The following is a 14196-nucleotide window of genomic DNA, read 5'->3' on the forward strand; positions in this document are numbered from 1 at the left end:
GCGCGCGACCGGCAGCGACCGTCGTGTCGCTGCTCGGAGCCGATGCCGCGATCGTGTCTGTACGAAAACACTCGCGTTTCACGTTCTCCGGTCTGCCACGACCGACCAGCCGCGCCGCCGTCCTACGCCCAGTCCGCGAACGCCCCCTGCAGCAGCGTCTCCCGCTGCTGGTGGACGTACTCGCGTTTGGTATCCTGCACCGCGTCGGCGAACGGTTCGCCGTCCTCGATCCGGCCGCGCGCGCGGTCGAGCTTCCACGACGCCGGCGTCACGCGGTTCTCGACGCGGTGGCGCAGCGGCGCGAGGTACTCCTCGGCGGCCGCCGTCGAGCAACCCGCCGACTGCAGCCCCGCACTCGCGTTCGCGAGCAGGTCGTCGTACAGGTCGTCGGTGTCGGTCGTCCGCTCGCCGTCGGCGGTGATCCAGTGGAGGTCGGCGTCCAGCCCCTCCCGTACTGCCTCGTAGAAGTTCGACTCGGCGGTCGCCCAGTCCAGTTCGTCGACCGGGTGGCCGTGACGGGGGAGCTGCTGCATCAGCCCCGCGAACGCCGCGAGGAACGAGACGGTATCTTTCACGGTCGGCTGGCCGGGCAGCGGGCGGAACTCGATGCGGGCGTTGGCGTCCGAGCGGGTCGAGCCGCCGAACACCGGCCGGACCCAGCGCCAGTACGTGCCGTGTTTCGCCCGGAACGTCGGGAACTGGTCGTCGAAGCGCTCGCCGTCGTCGTCGGTCGGGATCGGCACCACCACGTCGTCGCCCGCGATGCGGTCGACCGCCTCCTCGACGGTGTCCAGATCCGCCGGGAACGCGACCTTCTCCGCGTCATCGGTGTTGAGCACCGACTCGAACACGGCGATGCGGTGTTCCATGTACGCCTCGTCGAGGATCGTCTCGGCGTCGACGCCGTCCTCGTAGATGTCCGGCGGGAAGAACGGCGCGTTCACGCCGAGTGCGAGGAGCGGGCCGGCGATCCGCAGCGCGTACGTGTGGTGTCGGGGGAGGTCGGCCGCCCGGCTCATCTGGTAGTGGGGCTGGATCGACGTGATCAGGCTCTCGGGCATCACCGTGTCGGCTTCGAGGTCGACGTTGGGCGCGTCGACGGTCATCGGCGGATCGATCGCGTCGGTGTTGGACATCGCGTGGTAGCGCACGGCGTCGCTCATGTTGACCGCGATCCGGACGCCGTCGTCGACGACGCTGTCGGTGAGATACTCCCGAGCGGTCTCGCCCGCGGGCGGGATCGTCCAGATCCCGTCGCTGACCAGCCGCATCCCTTCGGCCTTGGTGCAGTCCCGGGCGTTCTGGAGGTGTGAGCGGATCTCGGCGGACTGTGCGGCCATCCCGTAGCTGTTGAACGGCTGCGGGCTGGTGGTCATCTCGGCGTTGTGCAGCCCGAGCTCCTTCTCGAAGTCGATCAGGTCGAACAGCCGCCGGGGCACCCGCATCAGCGTGCCGTCGGTCGCGTCGTTCTCGGCCCACCGGCCGTCGGCGGCGGCGTAGAACTCGTACTCCATCCCCACCACCGAGCGGTGGTTGTCGAACGCCCCCTCGCGGAGCAGCGACTTCACGACTTCCGCGTCCTGGGCGGCCTGCTGGGCGAACGCGTCTGGGTCGACCGACTGCAGCTCCCTGACGCGATCGGCGAGCGTCTGATCCATGCCCGTGGCTGTGTGTACGGACAGGGAAGAACCCGTGGGCCGACGGCCGGCGCCGCATCGGGGGCCTTTTTTGGGGGTTGGTCCTACCCCAGTCAGATGCAGTTCGCCGCCTTCGCCGACCGCGCCGCCGAACTGGAGGCCGAGCCCGCCGACCTCGAGACCGGCTCGCTGGTCGCGGATCTGCTCCGGGACGCCGGCAGCGAGATCGAGACCGTCGCGCGCTTCCTCCAGGGCCGGGTGTTCCCGGGCTGGGACGCCCGTACGCTCGACGTGGGGCCCGCGCTCTGCTACGAGGCGCTCGCGAAAGCTGCCGGCACGAACGTCACCGCCGACGACGTCGAGGAGCGACTGGCCGACGAAGGCGAGATCGGCGCCGTCGCAGCGGGGCTGAACCTCGGCGGCCAACAGGGGCTCGGTGCGTTCGCGAGCGGCGACGCGGGCGGCGACGGCCCCACGCTGGCCGAGGTCGACGAGGCGCTCCGGGAGGTCGCCGCCGCCGAGGGGGAAGGCAGCGAGGACACCAAGCTCGCGACGCTGTTCGGCCTGTTCTCGCGAGTGAGCGACGCGGAGGCGCGCTACCTCGCCCGGCTCGTGCTGGGGGAGATGCGGCTGGGTGTCGGCGAGGGCACCGTCCGTGACGCGATCGCAGAAGCGTTCGAGGTCGACCCGGGGCTGGTCGCCGACGCGCTCCAAGTGAGCAACGACTACGGTCGAGTCGCCCGGATCGCCCGCGATGAGGGCGACGACGGGCTCGCCGAGATGAGCCTCACTGTCGGCCGGCCCGTGCAGTCGATGCTCGCCCAGGCCGGCACCGTCACCGGCGCGCTGGAGTCGTGGGACGAAGTCGCCGCGGAGATCAAGTTCGACGGCGCTCGCGTCCAGCTCCACCACCATCCGGAGGGGATCGCGCCGCCCGAGGCCAACCGCGAGCCGACGCCCGAGGACCCGACGGTCCGGCTCTACTCGCGGAACACCTCGGAGGTCACCGACGCGCTCCCGGAGATCCGGGAGTACGCGGAGGAGCGACTGACGGCGCCGGCGATCCTCGACGGCGAGGTCGTCGCGGTCGACGACGACGGCGGCCCGCTGCCGTTCCAGGAGGTGCTCCGGCGGTTCCGCCGGAAGCACGACGTCGAGCAGATGCGCGAGGCGGTCGAACTCGAACTCCACGCGTTCGACTGCCTGCTCGACGGTCGGGAAGGAACCGAGGAGACTGATCTCCTCGACCGGCCGTTCCGGGAGCGCCACGACCGGCTCTCGGAACTCCTGCCCGAGGCCGCCAGCGAGGTGCTCTACAGCGACGACGCCGACGAGATCGAGGCGTTCGAGCAGGGCGCACTTTCGGCGGGTCACGAGGGGATCATGCTCAAACGGCCCGACTCGGCGTACACTCCCGGCGACCGCGGGCAGGACTGGCTCAAGCGCAAGCCCGACGTGGAGACGCTGGACTGCGTCGTCGTCGGCGCGGAGTGGGGCGAGGGGCGCCGCGCCAACGAGTTCGGGACGTTCCTGCTCGCGGTGGGGGCCGACGACGGCTACGAGACGGTCGGGAAGGTGGCGACGGGGATCACCGACGAGAAGCTCGCCGAGCTCACCGACCTGCTCGAACCCCACGTCGTCAGCGAGGACGGCCAGACCGTCGAGTTCCGGGCCGAGGTCGTGTTCGAGGTGGGGTACGAGGAGATTCAGGCGTCGCCGACCTACGGCGCCGGCTACGCGCTGCGGTTCCCGCGGTTCGTGGGGGTTCGGGAGGATAAGTCGCCGGGAGATGCGGATACTGTGGAGCGTGTAGAGCGGTTGGCCAACGACTGATCGGTTTGAAGAGGGTTTGTTTCGACAGTCTGTCGACTCGTTAGCTACTGCAACGGCGACAGCATGTCGATCGTTGGCACCTTGTGACCGCACCGCCCCGCACAGCCCACAGCCCTCCCCAACCGATTCGGTCGCTCCTTCGTCGCTCCCTCGTCCTCCGAGAGAGCAAGCTCTCACGTGCCCTCGCTCGGTTCACTCGCGAGGACCTCGCGCTGACACGCCGCACGAGGCCGCGTGCGCTTCGCGCCACTGCTGGCTGCGGTGCGGTGGCGGAGCGGTGGACGCCGCGGCCTCGCACCGGTCGCGAGGCCGCGGGGAGGGGTGGGGACTTGGCGCTGCGCCGGGCCTCGTGCCCGGCGCACTGCAGTCGCAAGGTTCCAACATTCGAACTGCTGTCGCCGTCGCGGTTGCTGTCTCAGTTGCCAACGATCGAACTGCTGTCGTAGCAACTCCCGTCAGTAGCTGTTCGAAAAACCACGCCGAATACCGCTCCACCAACCCCTAAGAACCCCCCGACCCCACCGTCGAGCATGACTGTCCACCACGACGGCCTCGCCGTCACGTGGCTCGGCTACGCGACCACGCGCATCGAGACGCCGGGCGGCTTCGTCGCCTACCTCGACCCCGGCCGCTACGGCGTGCTCACGGGCGACTGGACCCCCGTCGGCGGCGGCAACCCCAAGGACGCCGCCCACCCGCGGGCGACCGACTACCGCCCCGAGGACGCTAATCTGGTCTGCATCACCCACGACCACCACTACGACGCCGACGGGATCCGCCGCGTCGCGAACGAGGACACCACCGTCGTCGTCTACGAGGCCGTCGACCCGGCGGGGATCGACCGCGACGTCGATCCCGTCTCCGAACTCCCGGGCGAGGTCGTCCGGATCGGCGAGGAGGACCACCTCGCGGTCGAGGGCGTCGACGGCGGCGCCGATGTCTGGTCCGTCCCGGCGTACAACGAGCCCGACGGCCCCCGGGCCGACGAGGACGGGAACGTCAGCCATCCGAAGGGGTTCGGCGTCGGCTACCGGCTCGCGATCGGCGGCACGTCGGTGTTCTGGCCGGGCGACAGCGACGCGCTGGACGCGTTCGCGGAGCTCTCGGTCTCGCTGTTCCTCGCGAACATCGCCGGCACCGTCGTCAGCAGCGCCGCGGAGTCGGCCGACCTCGCCGAGCGCATGGAGCCGGATCTGGTGCTGCCGGTCCACTACAACACGATCGAGATCCTGCAGGCGGACTCGGGGGAGTTCGTAAAGGACGTCGCGAAACGGGGCATCCCGGTGGTGTTAGACGAACGGGAGGGGTGAAGCGGACCGTCGCGTCGGTCAGTGCGCGGCTTCCCCTGACGGCGCCGCCATCGACTCGATCTCGAGGATGACGACGTTCGCGGTCGTGTCCTTCCCGTCGACGGTGCCCTCGACGACCAGCGCCGACAGCGGGGTCGGACCCGCGCGCACGTCGTCGCCCTCGTGGAACTGCTTGACCGAGCCGCGCAGGTGGAGTTCCGCCCGGCAGAGGTCGGGGTTGTGGACGCTAGTGAGGCGGATCTCCTCGACGTTGACGCCGGTTAGCTCCTCGCCCTCGTGGACCAGCGGCACCGACGCCGGCTCGTCCAGCTGCTGCACGTCGAGTGCATCGAACGCGTTGGTCGTCGGCTTGTAGCCGCCCTTCGGGCCGGGGACGCCCTCGACCAACTGGAGCGCCTTGAGGCTCTGCATCTGGTTCCGGATCGTTCCGGGGTTGCGGCCCACCTCCTCGGCGATCGTCTCCCCCTTGACTGCGGACTCCTGTTCACCGTGGAGATTGACGAGCGCCCTGAGGATCGTACGCTGGCTGGCCGTGAGCTCGATCGAAGACATTTGTTGACTAATTTTCTGCCAGAGTACATAAACCTACGGCCGACTCCCGAAGTATCGGAATAAGTCTGGCATCGAGCCGCGAAAAACTGGAGTATCCGTTCAAAATATCGAGGTACACCGGACGGATGTTCGTATCGCCGAACGACAGGCCTTTGCCGCCGCCGGGTGGAGGCCCGCACATGAACGGCAAGCGCGTGCTCGTCACCGGCGGCGCGGGGTTCATCGGCTCGAACCTCTCGAACTATCTCGCGACCGACAACGAGGTGATCGCGCTGGACAACTGCTACCTCGGGACCCCCGAGAACCTCGCTGACGACGTGATCTTCGCGGAGGCGGACGTGCTCGACGACGACCTCCCGACCGACGTGGACGTGGTGTTCCACCTCGCGGCGCTATCCTCCCGACAGATGCTGGAGGAGAACCCCCGGCAGGGCGCCCGCGTCAACATCGAGGGGTTCGTCAACGTCGTCGAGCAGGCGATGGACGACGGCTGCGAGACGTTCGTCTACGCCTCCACCTCCTCGATCTACGGCAGTCAGCAGGAGCCCTGCAACGAGGAGATGGACGTCGAAGCCGCGACGGGGTACGACGCGTCGATGATGGGCCGGGAGCGCTACGCGGAGTACTACTCCGACTTCCACGACCTCACGCTCGCGGGGATGCGCTTCTTCTCCGTCTACCAGGGGTACGGCGGCAACGAGGAACACAAGGGGGAGTACGCCAACACGATCGCGCAGTTCGCCGACGCGATCGCCGACGGCGAGTCGCCGGTGCTCTGGGGCGACGGCACGCAGACCCGCGATTTCACCCACGTCGAGGACATCGTCCGCGGGCTGGAGCTCGCCGCCGAGAACGAGCTCGACGGCGTGTACAACCTCGGCGTCGGCGATCCCTACACGTTCAACGAGATGGTCGGCATGATCAACGAGGAGTTGGGGACCGACGTGGACCCCGTCTACGAGCCGGTGCCGCTGGAGAACTACGTCTACCACACCCACGCCGATGCCGGGAAGTTCAAGCAGGCCACGGGCTGGGAGCCCGAGATCAGCTTCGAGGAAGGTCTGAGCCGTGTGTGTGAGCCGTACAAGGAACGCGAGGACGGCGAGAGCGAACGGGAGCGCGTGCGGGAGTAGCTACTCGCTGCCCGCCAGCCCCGAAGAGTCGGGTTGGAGCACGCCGATCAGCCCGAAGAGGTACCCGAGGGCGAGCAACAGGAGGCCGACCCCGCCGCCGGCAGTAGCCGCGCCGAGTGAGACGAAACCGCCGAGGAGGAGCGTCAACAGTCCGAGTCGGTAAACTGTCTGATTCACGGCTCACGGCTTCCCGTGGTCCCTACCTCGTTCTTTCGTCTTCCCCCACGGAGTGCCGAGTTTATACCCGAGAACCGATCCACTCCGGGCATGCGCGTCGAGAACTCCTTCGTCCTCAGCCCGGCGAACTGCCGGGGCAGTGGCTACTCGTCTTCGAGGGCGTCGTAGACGTCGCGGTTCTCGTCGCGGTCGGCGGCCGCGACCCGGCGGACGAGCTCCTGCCTGATGTCCGCCATCACCTCGTCCAACGGGGACTCCGACTCGACTCCTTCTTCCGTCGCCATAGCTGATGTAACGCACGTACGCGGTTAATCGTTCGGGTCGTCCCGACTGCCCGTGAGTTCGTCGACGCCGAACTGAACGAGGTCCTCACGCCAGTTCTCGATCTCGGCGGCGAGATCCAGTTGTTCAGTATGTGACTGGAGGTACTCGATGGCCGCCGACTCGTCGACAGCCGCCTCGTCGACGGCGAACTGCTTGAGGAACGAGCGGATTTCGTGGTCGTAAGTAAACCGGTAGCCGTTGAGGAAGTAGAAGACGCTCGTCGTGTTCAGCGCCGTTCGCTTGTTCGCGTCGACGAACGGGTGATTGGCGACGAGCAGTCGGAGCAGGTGGAACGCCTTCTCGTGGATTCCATCCGGCGCTTCACCGAAGCTCCCGCTCTCGACGTAGCCGAGGGCGAACTCGATGTCTCCCTGGTTTCGAACCCCTCCATCGGTCTCGGGGTACTCCGAGACGATGTCCTCGTGGATGTCGACGACATCCCCGACCGAGGGGTACCACAGCGGGTCCACCATTCAGTTCAGGATGGACAGCGGGGGGAGGAAACTGTTGTCGTTGACGCCCGGCCATGGCGGAGCGTTCAGGCAGTCCTCACCGACCCGGACAACCCGCAGGCTTTTCTCCGCGTTTGACATAGCCGTCGATGAACGATCCACGGAGCCTCTCCAACCCCCCAATCTTCCCAACTCACCATGTCTAAACAACGTACGAACATCGGTATCGAGAACTCCTTCATCCCGGTTCGCGGCGTCGGCGAGACGACCGAACGCCGACTCTGGGAAGACGACATCACCCACTGGGACGACTTCCACCCGAGCGCGGTCGGCGTCAAGACCGGCGAGCGCGTCGAGTCGTTCATCGACGAGGCCCGCCCGCGCCTCGACGCCGGCGACGCTGCCTTCTTCGACCAAGCGTTCCCCTCCGGCGAGCGCTGGCGGCTCTACGAGAACTTCCGGGAGTCGGCCTGCTTCTTCGACATCGAGACGACCGGGCTCGACCACGATCGGAACGAAGTCACCACCGTCTCGTTCCACTGCGACGGCGAGACGACGACGCTCGTCAACGGCGACGACCTCACCGCCGAGAACGTCCGCGGGCAGTTCGCGGACGCCGACCTGCTGGTGACGTTCAACGGCAAGCGCTTCGACGTGCCGTTCCTCGAGACCTCGTTCGGCCTCGACGTGGACACGCCCCACCTCGACCTGATGTACACCTGCAAGCAGCTCGGGCTCTCGGGCGGGCTCAAGCCGATCGAGCAGGAGATCGGGATCGAACGCGATCGCCCGGACATTTCCGGCCGAGACGCGGTCCGGCTCTGGAAGGAGTACGAGCGCGGCGAGGACGGCTCGCTGGAGACGCTGATCTCCTACAACCGCGAGGACGCCGTCAATCTGCGGACGCTGGCCGACGAGGCGACCGAGCGGCTGGATCGCCGGACCTTCGTGGACAGCTGAGCCGGCGGCTCCCGGAAACTTTTGTACTGCCGGACAGAGTCCCGCGGGTATGGGAGAGAACGGCGGCGACGAGAGCAGCGACGCGTCCGGCGGGGAGGCCCGCCGGCGTTCGGCCGATGCGTCCGGGGAGGACGGCACCGTCCCGCGAGTGGATCTGGGGCTGCGGGAACTGTCGGTGTCGGTGACCGGGCGGTCGGACGACGACCTCGAAACCGTCGCGGAGAGCGCGCAGGACCTGATGGGCTACCTCGTCGCGGAGGCCGACGGGTTGGAGGACGACCACGACGAGTACGGGCTGAGCTGATCGGGCGTCAGATCGACTGCACGATGTCGCCGACTCGGCGGGGCTCCCCAGAGATGGTGGGGTCCTCCTCGACGATCTTGAGCACCTCGTGGTCGGTCACGTCGGGGTAGGACTTCTCGGTCGCCTCCTCGATCAGCGGCTTCTCCAGTCGGAACTCGGTGCCCTCGTAGACGACGTCGACGCCCTCCTCGTCGAACGAAAGTGCGGTCATGCGCCGACGTAGGACGCCGCCGGGGGTTAACCTCACGCTTCCGGGGCGAGCGCCGGCGGCGTCACCACCGAACACGGCCGGACGGCCGCGGATCCTGTCGGGATGTGGAGGTATGTCTGACGGAGGCTTTTAAGTATGGGACCCGATTCCTCGCGTATATGTCGCTCCGTCAGGACCCGCTCGACGAACTGTCCATCCCCAGCGGCACCGTGGTCGAGGAGCACGACCTCGTCACCGACGGTGACGTGCTGGTCGGTGGCCAGTCGACCGTCGAGTTCGGGGTCCGCGGTCGCTCGGTCGCGGCCGGCGAACGGAGCAGCTTCGGCGGCCACATCGATGCCGAGAACGACTGTCGGCTGGACATGTGGACCGACGTGGACGGCGACGTGCTCGTCGGCGATGACGCGTACTTGGGGGAACGCGCCCGGATCGGCGGCCAGCTGATGGTGTCGGGCGATCTGGACATCGGCGACGACGTGGAGATCGAGGAGGGGTTCGAGGCCAACGGCTGGATCACGATCCGGAACCCGATGCCGACGCTGGTGTTCTACTTCATCGTGCTCTCCCAGCTACTCCGGCTGGGCGAGGAGGAGGCCGCCGACGATCTGGCGTACGCGCTGGCCGACGGCGGCGAGGCCGAGCAGGCGCCGCTGGTGATCCCGCGGGGCTCGTCGGTCTCCGACGACGCGTGGCGCGTCTCGACGCCCGCGACGATCGGCTCGGACTGCCGGCTCCACGGGAACATCCGCGCGACGGAGGTGACGATCGGCGAGCACTCGGAGCTGTTCGGCAGCGTCCGTGCCCGCGGCGACGTGCACCTACACACCGGGACCGTGATCCACGGCGACGTGAGCACCCGCGACGGCCGGGTCACGATCGACGCCGGCGCGAACGTCCGCGGCGACGTCTCCTGTGGCGACCTGCGGGTCCACGAGCGCGCGAACGTCGAGGGGACGATGCGCGCCGACGGCGAGATCCAGCTTGTGCAGTCCGACGACTCGGCGGCACCGGAGGATCCGCAGGAGCAGACGCCGGATTTCTGAGTTTGCGGTATGGTTGCTACTGCTTCTGTTTGGTTATCGCTCTGAGTTGCTCGTCCAGACTACAGGGCCAGCAATACCGTGAAAGCCCCTGCCCGCTCGGGTCGCGCGACTCGCTGCGCGCTTCGGTCGCTACGCTCCCTCAGTGCTTGCGTCGTCGTGCTTCCCCGAGCGACCAGCCCCTTTCAGTCCCCCCCGACCGCATGGCCCACAGACCTCCCCAGCCGATTCGCTCGTTCGCTCCGCTCACTCGCTCATCCCTCGCGCTGAGCCGCGACACGAGGTCGCGGCCGCTTCGCGCCGACAGCGTTCCCCCGTCGAGAAAGTCGTCGAAACTCAGAATCCCCGGTATCGACCGAAAGGCAGTTCTCTCCGTCCACAGAACCAACCCGCAACTAAATGCTCTCGGTCGCACTCGCCGGCAAACCCAACGCCGGCAAGTCCACGTTCTTCAAGGCCGCCACGATGGCCGACGTCGACGTCGGCAACTACCCGTTCACCACGATCGACCCGAACCGGGGCGTCAGCCACGTCCGCACCGAGTGCCCCTGTCTCGACCGCGACGAGCGCTGTGACAGCGACAACTGCCGGGACGGCAAACGCTACGTCCCGGTCGAACTGCTCGACGTGGCGGGGCTCGTCCCCGGCGCCCACGAGGGCCGCGGGCTCGGGAACCAGTTCCTCGACGCGCTGACCGACGCCGACGTGATCCTCAACGTCGTCGACGCCGCCGGCGCGACCGACGAGGAGGGCGAACCCGTCGAGGTCGGCACGTACGACCCCACGGAGGAGGCCACGTTCATCGAGGAGGAGATGGATCGCTGGCTCACGGGCATCGTCGACCGCAACTGGGAATCCGTCGAGCGCAAGTCCCGCTCGCCGGACTTCGATATCGACGAGGCACTCCACGATCTCCTGACTGGCTTCGGGGCCGACGAGTACGACGTAACCGCCACGCTCCGCGGGATGGCGTACCCCGACAACCCCCGGGACTGGACTGACGACCACCGCGAGACGCTCGCCCGCGATCTGCGAGCCCGCACGAAGCCGATCGTCCTCGTCGCGAACAAGATCGACATCGCGCCCGAGGAGAACGTCGAGGCGCTGCGGGAGACGGACAAGCCGGTCGTCCCCTGCACCGCCGACGGCGAGCTCGCGCTCCGGAACGGCGCCGAGGCGGGGATCCTCGACTACGACCCCGGCGACGAGGACTTCGAGATCGTCGGCGACGTGAGCGAGACGCAGGAACGGGGCCTCGAGACGATCCGGGAGACGATGGCCGAGCACGGCGGCACCGGCGTCCAGCAGTCCCTGAACGAGGCGGTGTACGGCCTGCTCGATCGATTCACCGCCTATCCCGTCCAGAACGAATCGAAGTGGACCGACGGCACCGGGAACGTGCTCCCCGACGCGTTCCTGCTGCCCGACGGGTCGACGCCGAAGGACCTCGCCTACGCCGTCCACTCCGACATCGGCGACGGGTACGTCCACGCCGTCGACGCCCGCGCGGGCCGGCGCATCGGCGAGGATCACGAGCTCGAGGAGGGCGACGTGATCAAGATCGTCTCCACCGCGTCCTGATGGACGGAAGTGAAGAAATCGAACAGCGATCGCTCGCCGACCTCCATCCCAGCCAACTGCTCGTGAGCGCCGCGAAGCTCGAGGGCGTGCTCGACTGGTGGAACGCCGACGACCCCGATCCCGAACCGCTGCCGTATCTGGAGCCCGTCGAGGACTTCGGACTCGACCCCGGAACGGTCGAGCCGGGCCGGGTCGTGCTCGCGGACGGCCACACGCGCGCACTCGCGGCGGTGCTCTCGGGCACTGAGACGGTGCCGGTCGTCCGCGATCCCGACAGGGAAGAGCTCTCGATGGGGATCTACAGGGAGTGTCTCGGCTGGTGTGTCGACGAGGGTGTTCGCCGGCCGGCGAATCTCGTCGGGCGAGTGGTGAGCGACGAGACGTTCCGGACCGAGTGGGTCGAGCGGTGTCGGGCAGTGGCCGAGGAGTGAGCGCGACCCAAAAACGCTATTCCGCCGTTCTCCCACCGACCACACAGTGGTGGGCGAGTTCCGCACGAAGGACGGCCGCTGTATCGTCGCGGAGGACGGCCTCCGCATCCGGGTCGGCGAGCGGAGCCCGCTGGGGACGCTCCGCGACGCGCTGACCGACGAGGAGATCCCCCCGGTTCGCCGCGCGGGCGTCGCGCTGTTCGGCCTCGCGGTCGTCGTCGGGGTCGCGCTGGCGGTCCGGACGCTGCCCGTGTGGCTCTCCGGCGCCGGCGCGGGGCTGCTGCTCGCGTGGCTCGTCTGGTCGCGGCTCCGCGGCGGGCGGCCCGAGAAGGAGATCAGCATCAAGTACGACGCCGTCGAGAGCGTCGAGCCGGAGTACGGCCTCCCGCTTTTGACCCGGCCGCGGTTCGTGATCCGCTACCGCTCGGAGGGTGGGGTGAAACGGCGGTACGTGCTCTGCCCCTCACGGCTCTACGGCTTCGGCGCCTACGAACGCGGGAAGGAGCTGTTCACGGAACAAGGACTGATGGCACCGAAGCCTACAGACGACGAGTAGGTCATGGCCCGCGACCCCGACTCGGAGCGCCCGTCCCGTCGGGTCGCCGCGGACCTGCAGGTGTGGTTCGGCGGCAGCCCAGTGACGGGGGGTGCCGTCACGGTGCTGGTCTGCTGGCACGCGCTCGCCCCGTGGCTCGCCGCCGCGCTCGGCGCGGACCGCTTCGGCGCGTGGTTCGTCGCACGAGCGTCGCCCTCACCGGGCTGGCTGCTCGCGGTGCTCAGTCACGCCGATCTGAACCACCTCGCCGCGAACCTCCTCTTTCTCGTGATCTGGGGGACGATCGCCGAGCACGCGCTCGGCGCGCGACGCTACGCCGCCTTCCTCGCCGCGACCGGCGTCGCCGGGATACTGGCACAGGTCGCCCAGTACGTCCTCACGGGCGTCAGCGGCGGGATCGTCGGAGCCAGCGGCGCGGCCCAGGCCACCGCCGCGTTCGCCGCCGTGGCGCTGGCACGGGGTCGCGGCCCGTTCGAGACGCCGGCGGTGCGCCGCGGGCTAATCTCGGGCGCGGTCGCGATCGTCGCCCTCCAACTGCTGAACGACTTCGTCGGCGCGTCGACAGTCGTTCCCGAGAGCTCGGGGGTCGCCCACGTGACGGGGATGCTCCTCGGCGCCGGCTACGCGTTGGTCGAGATGGGGCGGGAGAGAGCGTGATCGGGCGGACGAAAAGGCGACCCGCCGACCTTCACCGATCCCCAGCTACCGAAGCCGTGCGACGCGCTCGCCGTCCTCCGTCTCGACGGCGACCAGCCCGTCGTCGGCCAAGTCGTCGAGAATCCCCTCCAGCCACTCCCGGCCGTGCTCGCCGTCGGGCGTGTAGTCTACCCGGATTCGGTGGCCGAGATCGTCGACGGCGACCGCGTCGTGCTCGCCCAGCACGCGGACGATCCGCCCCCGGAACTGTCGCCGACTCCCCTCGAAGCTCGGTTGCTCTGGCACGTCCGGTGCGGTGAAGTCTCCGGTCTCGTAGGCGTGACACCACCGCCGCCACGGGCAGCGCGCCTCGTCGCAGCTGGGCGATTTCGTACAGGCGACGCCGCCGAGTTCCATGATCGCGTTGTTCCAGACGCGTGACTCGCCGTCGGGCATGAGTTCGGCCGCGGCCGCCTCGAACGCCGCGTCGTCGTCCGGCACGTCGAACGCGCGGTAGGTGACTCGTTCGACGTTCGTGTCCACGACCGCGTTCCCGTTGTTGAACGCGAACGACGCGACGGCGTTGGCAGTGTAGGGGCCGACCCCCATCAGCTCCTCGAGCTCGTCGGGCGACTCGGGGTACTCGCCGCCGTACGCCTCGACGACCTGATTGGCGGCCTCGTGGAGATACTTCGCGCGGTTGTTGTACCCCAGCGAGTGATCGGTCCAGAACGCCACCACCTCGCTCCGGTCGGCGTCGGCGAGGGCGTCGACGGTCGGCCAGCGGTCGCGGAACTCCTCCCACGCGGAGATGATCCGGTCCAGTTGGGTCTGCTGGCTCATCACCTCGCTGACGTGGATCTCGTAGGGGTCGTCGGTCTGGCGCCACGGGAACGGCCGGTGGTCGTCCTCGTACCACTCGATCAGCGCCTCGCGGACGGCGTCGAGATCCAGATCCGGGGGGAAGGGGGCGTCGGCGGCGCTCGTGCCGCCGTCGGCGTCGGTCATACGCGAAGGTGGGGCGCGGCGTCGCTAAAACGGCGCGGTCGCGGGGCGTAA

Annotated in this window: 17 protein-coding genes; 10 read left to right on the plus strand and 7 right to left on the minus strand. The window is 68.5% G+C overall.

Annotated elements, in window-relative coordinates; translation table 11 throughout:
* Positions 1–122: 122 nt before the first annotated feature.
* Positions 123–1658 carry a hypothetical protein gene (locus tag BN1959_RS11200; protein ID WP_053948735.1) on the minus strand — a complete coding sequence of 512 codons (1536 nt, stop codon included), beginning with the start codon at positions 1656–1658 and terminating at the stop codon, positions 123–125.
* 96 nt (positions 1659–1754) lie between these two features.
* On the opposite strand from BN1959_RS11200, the gene ligA reads away from it, so the two are divergent.
* Together ligA and BN1959_RS11210 are read left to right on the plus strand one after the other, a co-directional pair.
* Positions 1755–3470: an ATP-dependent DNA ligase LigA gene (gene ligA, locus BN1959_RS11205; protein ID WP_053948736.1), complete on the plus strand. Its 1716-nt coding sequence runs from the start codon at positions 1755–1757 to the stop codon at positions 3468–3470.
* A 530-nt stretch (positions 3471–4000) separates the two neighbouring features.
* Entirely contained in the window at positions 4001–4780 is a 780-nt protein-coding gene (locus BN1959_RS11210) for an MBL fold metallo-hydrolase (RefSeq protein ID WP_053948737.1), read from the plus strand.
* An 18-nt stretch (positions 4781–4798) separates the two neighbouring features.
* On the opposite strand, the gene BN1959_RS11215 is transcribed toward BN1959_RS11210, so the two are convergent.
* Complete coding sequence (locus BN1959_RS11215; RefSeq protein ID WP_053948738.1) at positions 4799–5332, minus strand: Rrf2 family transcriptional regulator; 534 nt, start codon at positions 5330–5332, stop codon at positions 4799–4801.
* A 179-nt stretch (positions 5333–5511) separates the two neighbouring features.
* Between BN1959_RS11215 and BN1959_RS11220 the strand changes: the two genes are divergently transcribed.
* Positions 5512–6465, plus strand: coding sequence for an NAD-dependent epimerase/dehydratase family protein (locus tag BN1959_RS11220; RefSeq protein ID WP_053948739.1), 954 nt, complete (start codon positions 5512–5514; stop codon positions 6463–6465).
* On the opposite strand, the gene BN1959_RS14780 is transcribed toward BN1959_RS11220, so the two are convergent.
* The 3 genes from BN1959_RS14780 to BN1959_RS11225 form a co-directional block, all read right to left on the minus strand.
* Positions 6466–6642, minus strand: a complete 177-nt coding sequence (locus BN1959_RS14780; protein ID WP_154018270.1) for a hypothetical protein — start codon at positions 6640–6642, stop codon at positions 6466–6468.
* A gap of 143 nt (positions 6643–6785) precedes the next feature.
* Complete coding sequence (locus BN1959_RS15080) at positions 6786–6926, minus strand: hypothetical protein (RefSeq protein ID WP_202594677.1); 141 nt, start codon at positions 6924–6926, stop codon at positions 6786–6788.
* Between the two features lie 24 nt (positions 6927–6950).
* Positions 6951–7439: a type II toxin-antitoxin system death-on-curing family toxin gene (locus tag BN1959_RS11225; RefSeq protein WP_053948740.1), complete on the minus strand. Its 489-nt coding sequence runs from the start codon at positions 7437–7439 to the stop codon at positions 6951–6953.
* A 198-nt stretch (positions 7440–7637) separates the two neighbouring features.
* Between BN1959_RS11225 and BN1959_RS11230 the strand changes: the two genes are divergently transcribed.
* A complete protein-coding gene (locus BN1959_RS11230; protein ID WP_053949385.1) occupies positions 7638–8378 on the plus strand; it encodes a ribonuclease H-like domain-containing protein in 741 nt (246 codons plus the stop codon).
* Between the two features lie 49 nt (positions 8379–8427).
* The gene (locus BN1959_RS11235) at positions 8428–8682 is read left to right on the plus strand and encodes a hypothetical protein (protein ID WP_053948741.1); all 255 of its coding nucleotides are present in this window, start codon (positions 8428–8430) and stop codon (positions 8680–8682) included.
* A gap of 7 nt (positions 8683–8689) precedes the next feature.
* On the opposite strand, the gene BN1959_RS11240 is transcribed toward BN1959_RS11235, so the two are convergent.
* Positions 8690–8893 carry a DUF5800 family protein gene (locus tag BN1959_RS11240; protein WP_053948742.1) on the minus strand — a complete coding sequence of 68 codons (204 nt, stop codon included), beginning with the start codon at positions 8891–8893 and terminating at the stop codon, positions 8690–8692.
* Between the two features lie 158 nt (positions 8894–9051).
* On the opposite strand from BN1959_RS11240, the gene BN1959_RS11245 reads away from it, so the two are divergent.
* The 5 genes from BN1959_RS11245 to BN1959_RS11265 all read left to right on the plus strand — a co-directional run bounded on the left by BN1959_RS11245 (position 9052) and on the right by BN1959_RS11265 (position 13158).
* A complete protein-coding gene (locus BN1959_RS11245; RefSeq protein ID WP_053948743.1) occupies positions 9052–9936 on the plus strand; it encodes a polymer-forming cytoskeletal protein in 885 nt (294 codons plus the stop codon).
* A 396-nt stretch (positions 9937–10332) separates the two neighbouring features.
* Entirely contained in the window at positions 10333–11514 is a 1182-nt protein-coding gene (locus tag BN1959_RS11250; RefSeq protein WP_053948744.1) for a redox-regulated ATPase YchF, read from the plus strand.
* Positions 11514–11945 carry a hypothetical protein gene (locus BN1959_RS11255; RefSeq protein WP_053948745.1) on the plus strand — a complete coding sequence of 144 codons (432 nt, stop codon included), beginning with the start codon at positions 11514–11516 and terminating at the stop codon, positions 11943–11945. The genes BN1959_RS11250 and BN1959_RS11255 overlap by 1 nt, the downstream gene beginning before the upstream one ends.
* A 49-nt stretch (positions 11946–11994) precedes the next feature.
* Complete coding sequence (locus BN1959_RS11260) at positions 11995–12501, plus strand: hypothetical protein (RefSeq protein ID WP_161803748.1); 507 nt, start codon at positions 11995–11997, stop codon at positions 12499–12501.
* 3 nt (positions 12502–12504) lie between these two features.
* Positions 12505–13158, plus strand: a complete 654-nt coding sequence (locus BN1959_RS11265) for a rhomboid family intramembrane serine protease (protein ID WP_053948747.1) — start codon at positions 12505–12507, stop codon at positions 13156–13158.
* A gap of 45 nt (positions 13159–13203) precedes the next feature.
* On the opposite strand, the gene BN1959_RS11270 is transcribed toward BN1959_RS11265, so the two are convergent.
* On the minus strand, positions 13204–14145 hold the full coding sequence (locus tag BN1959_RS11270; protein ID WP_053948748.1) for an A/G-specific adenine glycosylase: 942 nt from the start codon (positions 14143–14145) through the stop codon (positions 13204–13206).
* Between the last annotated feature and the right edge of the window lie 51 nt (positions 14146–14196).

Source organism: Halolamina sediminis, from assembly GCF_001282785.1.
Classification (GTDB): Archaea; Halobacteriota; Halobacteria; order Halobacteriales; family Haloferacaceae; genus Halolamina; species Halolamina sediminis.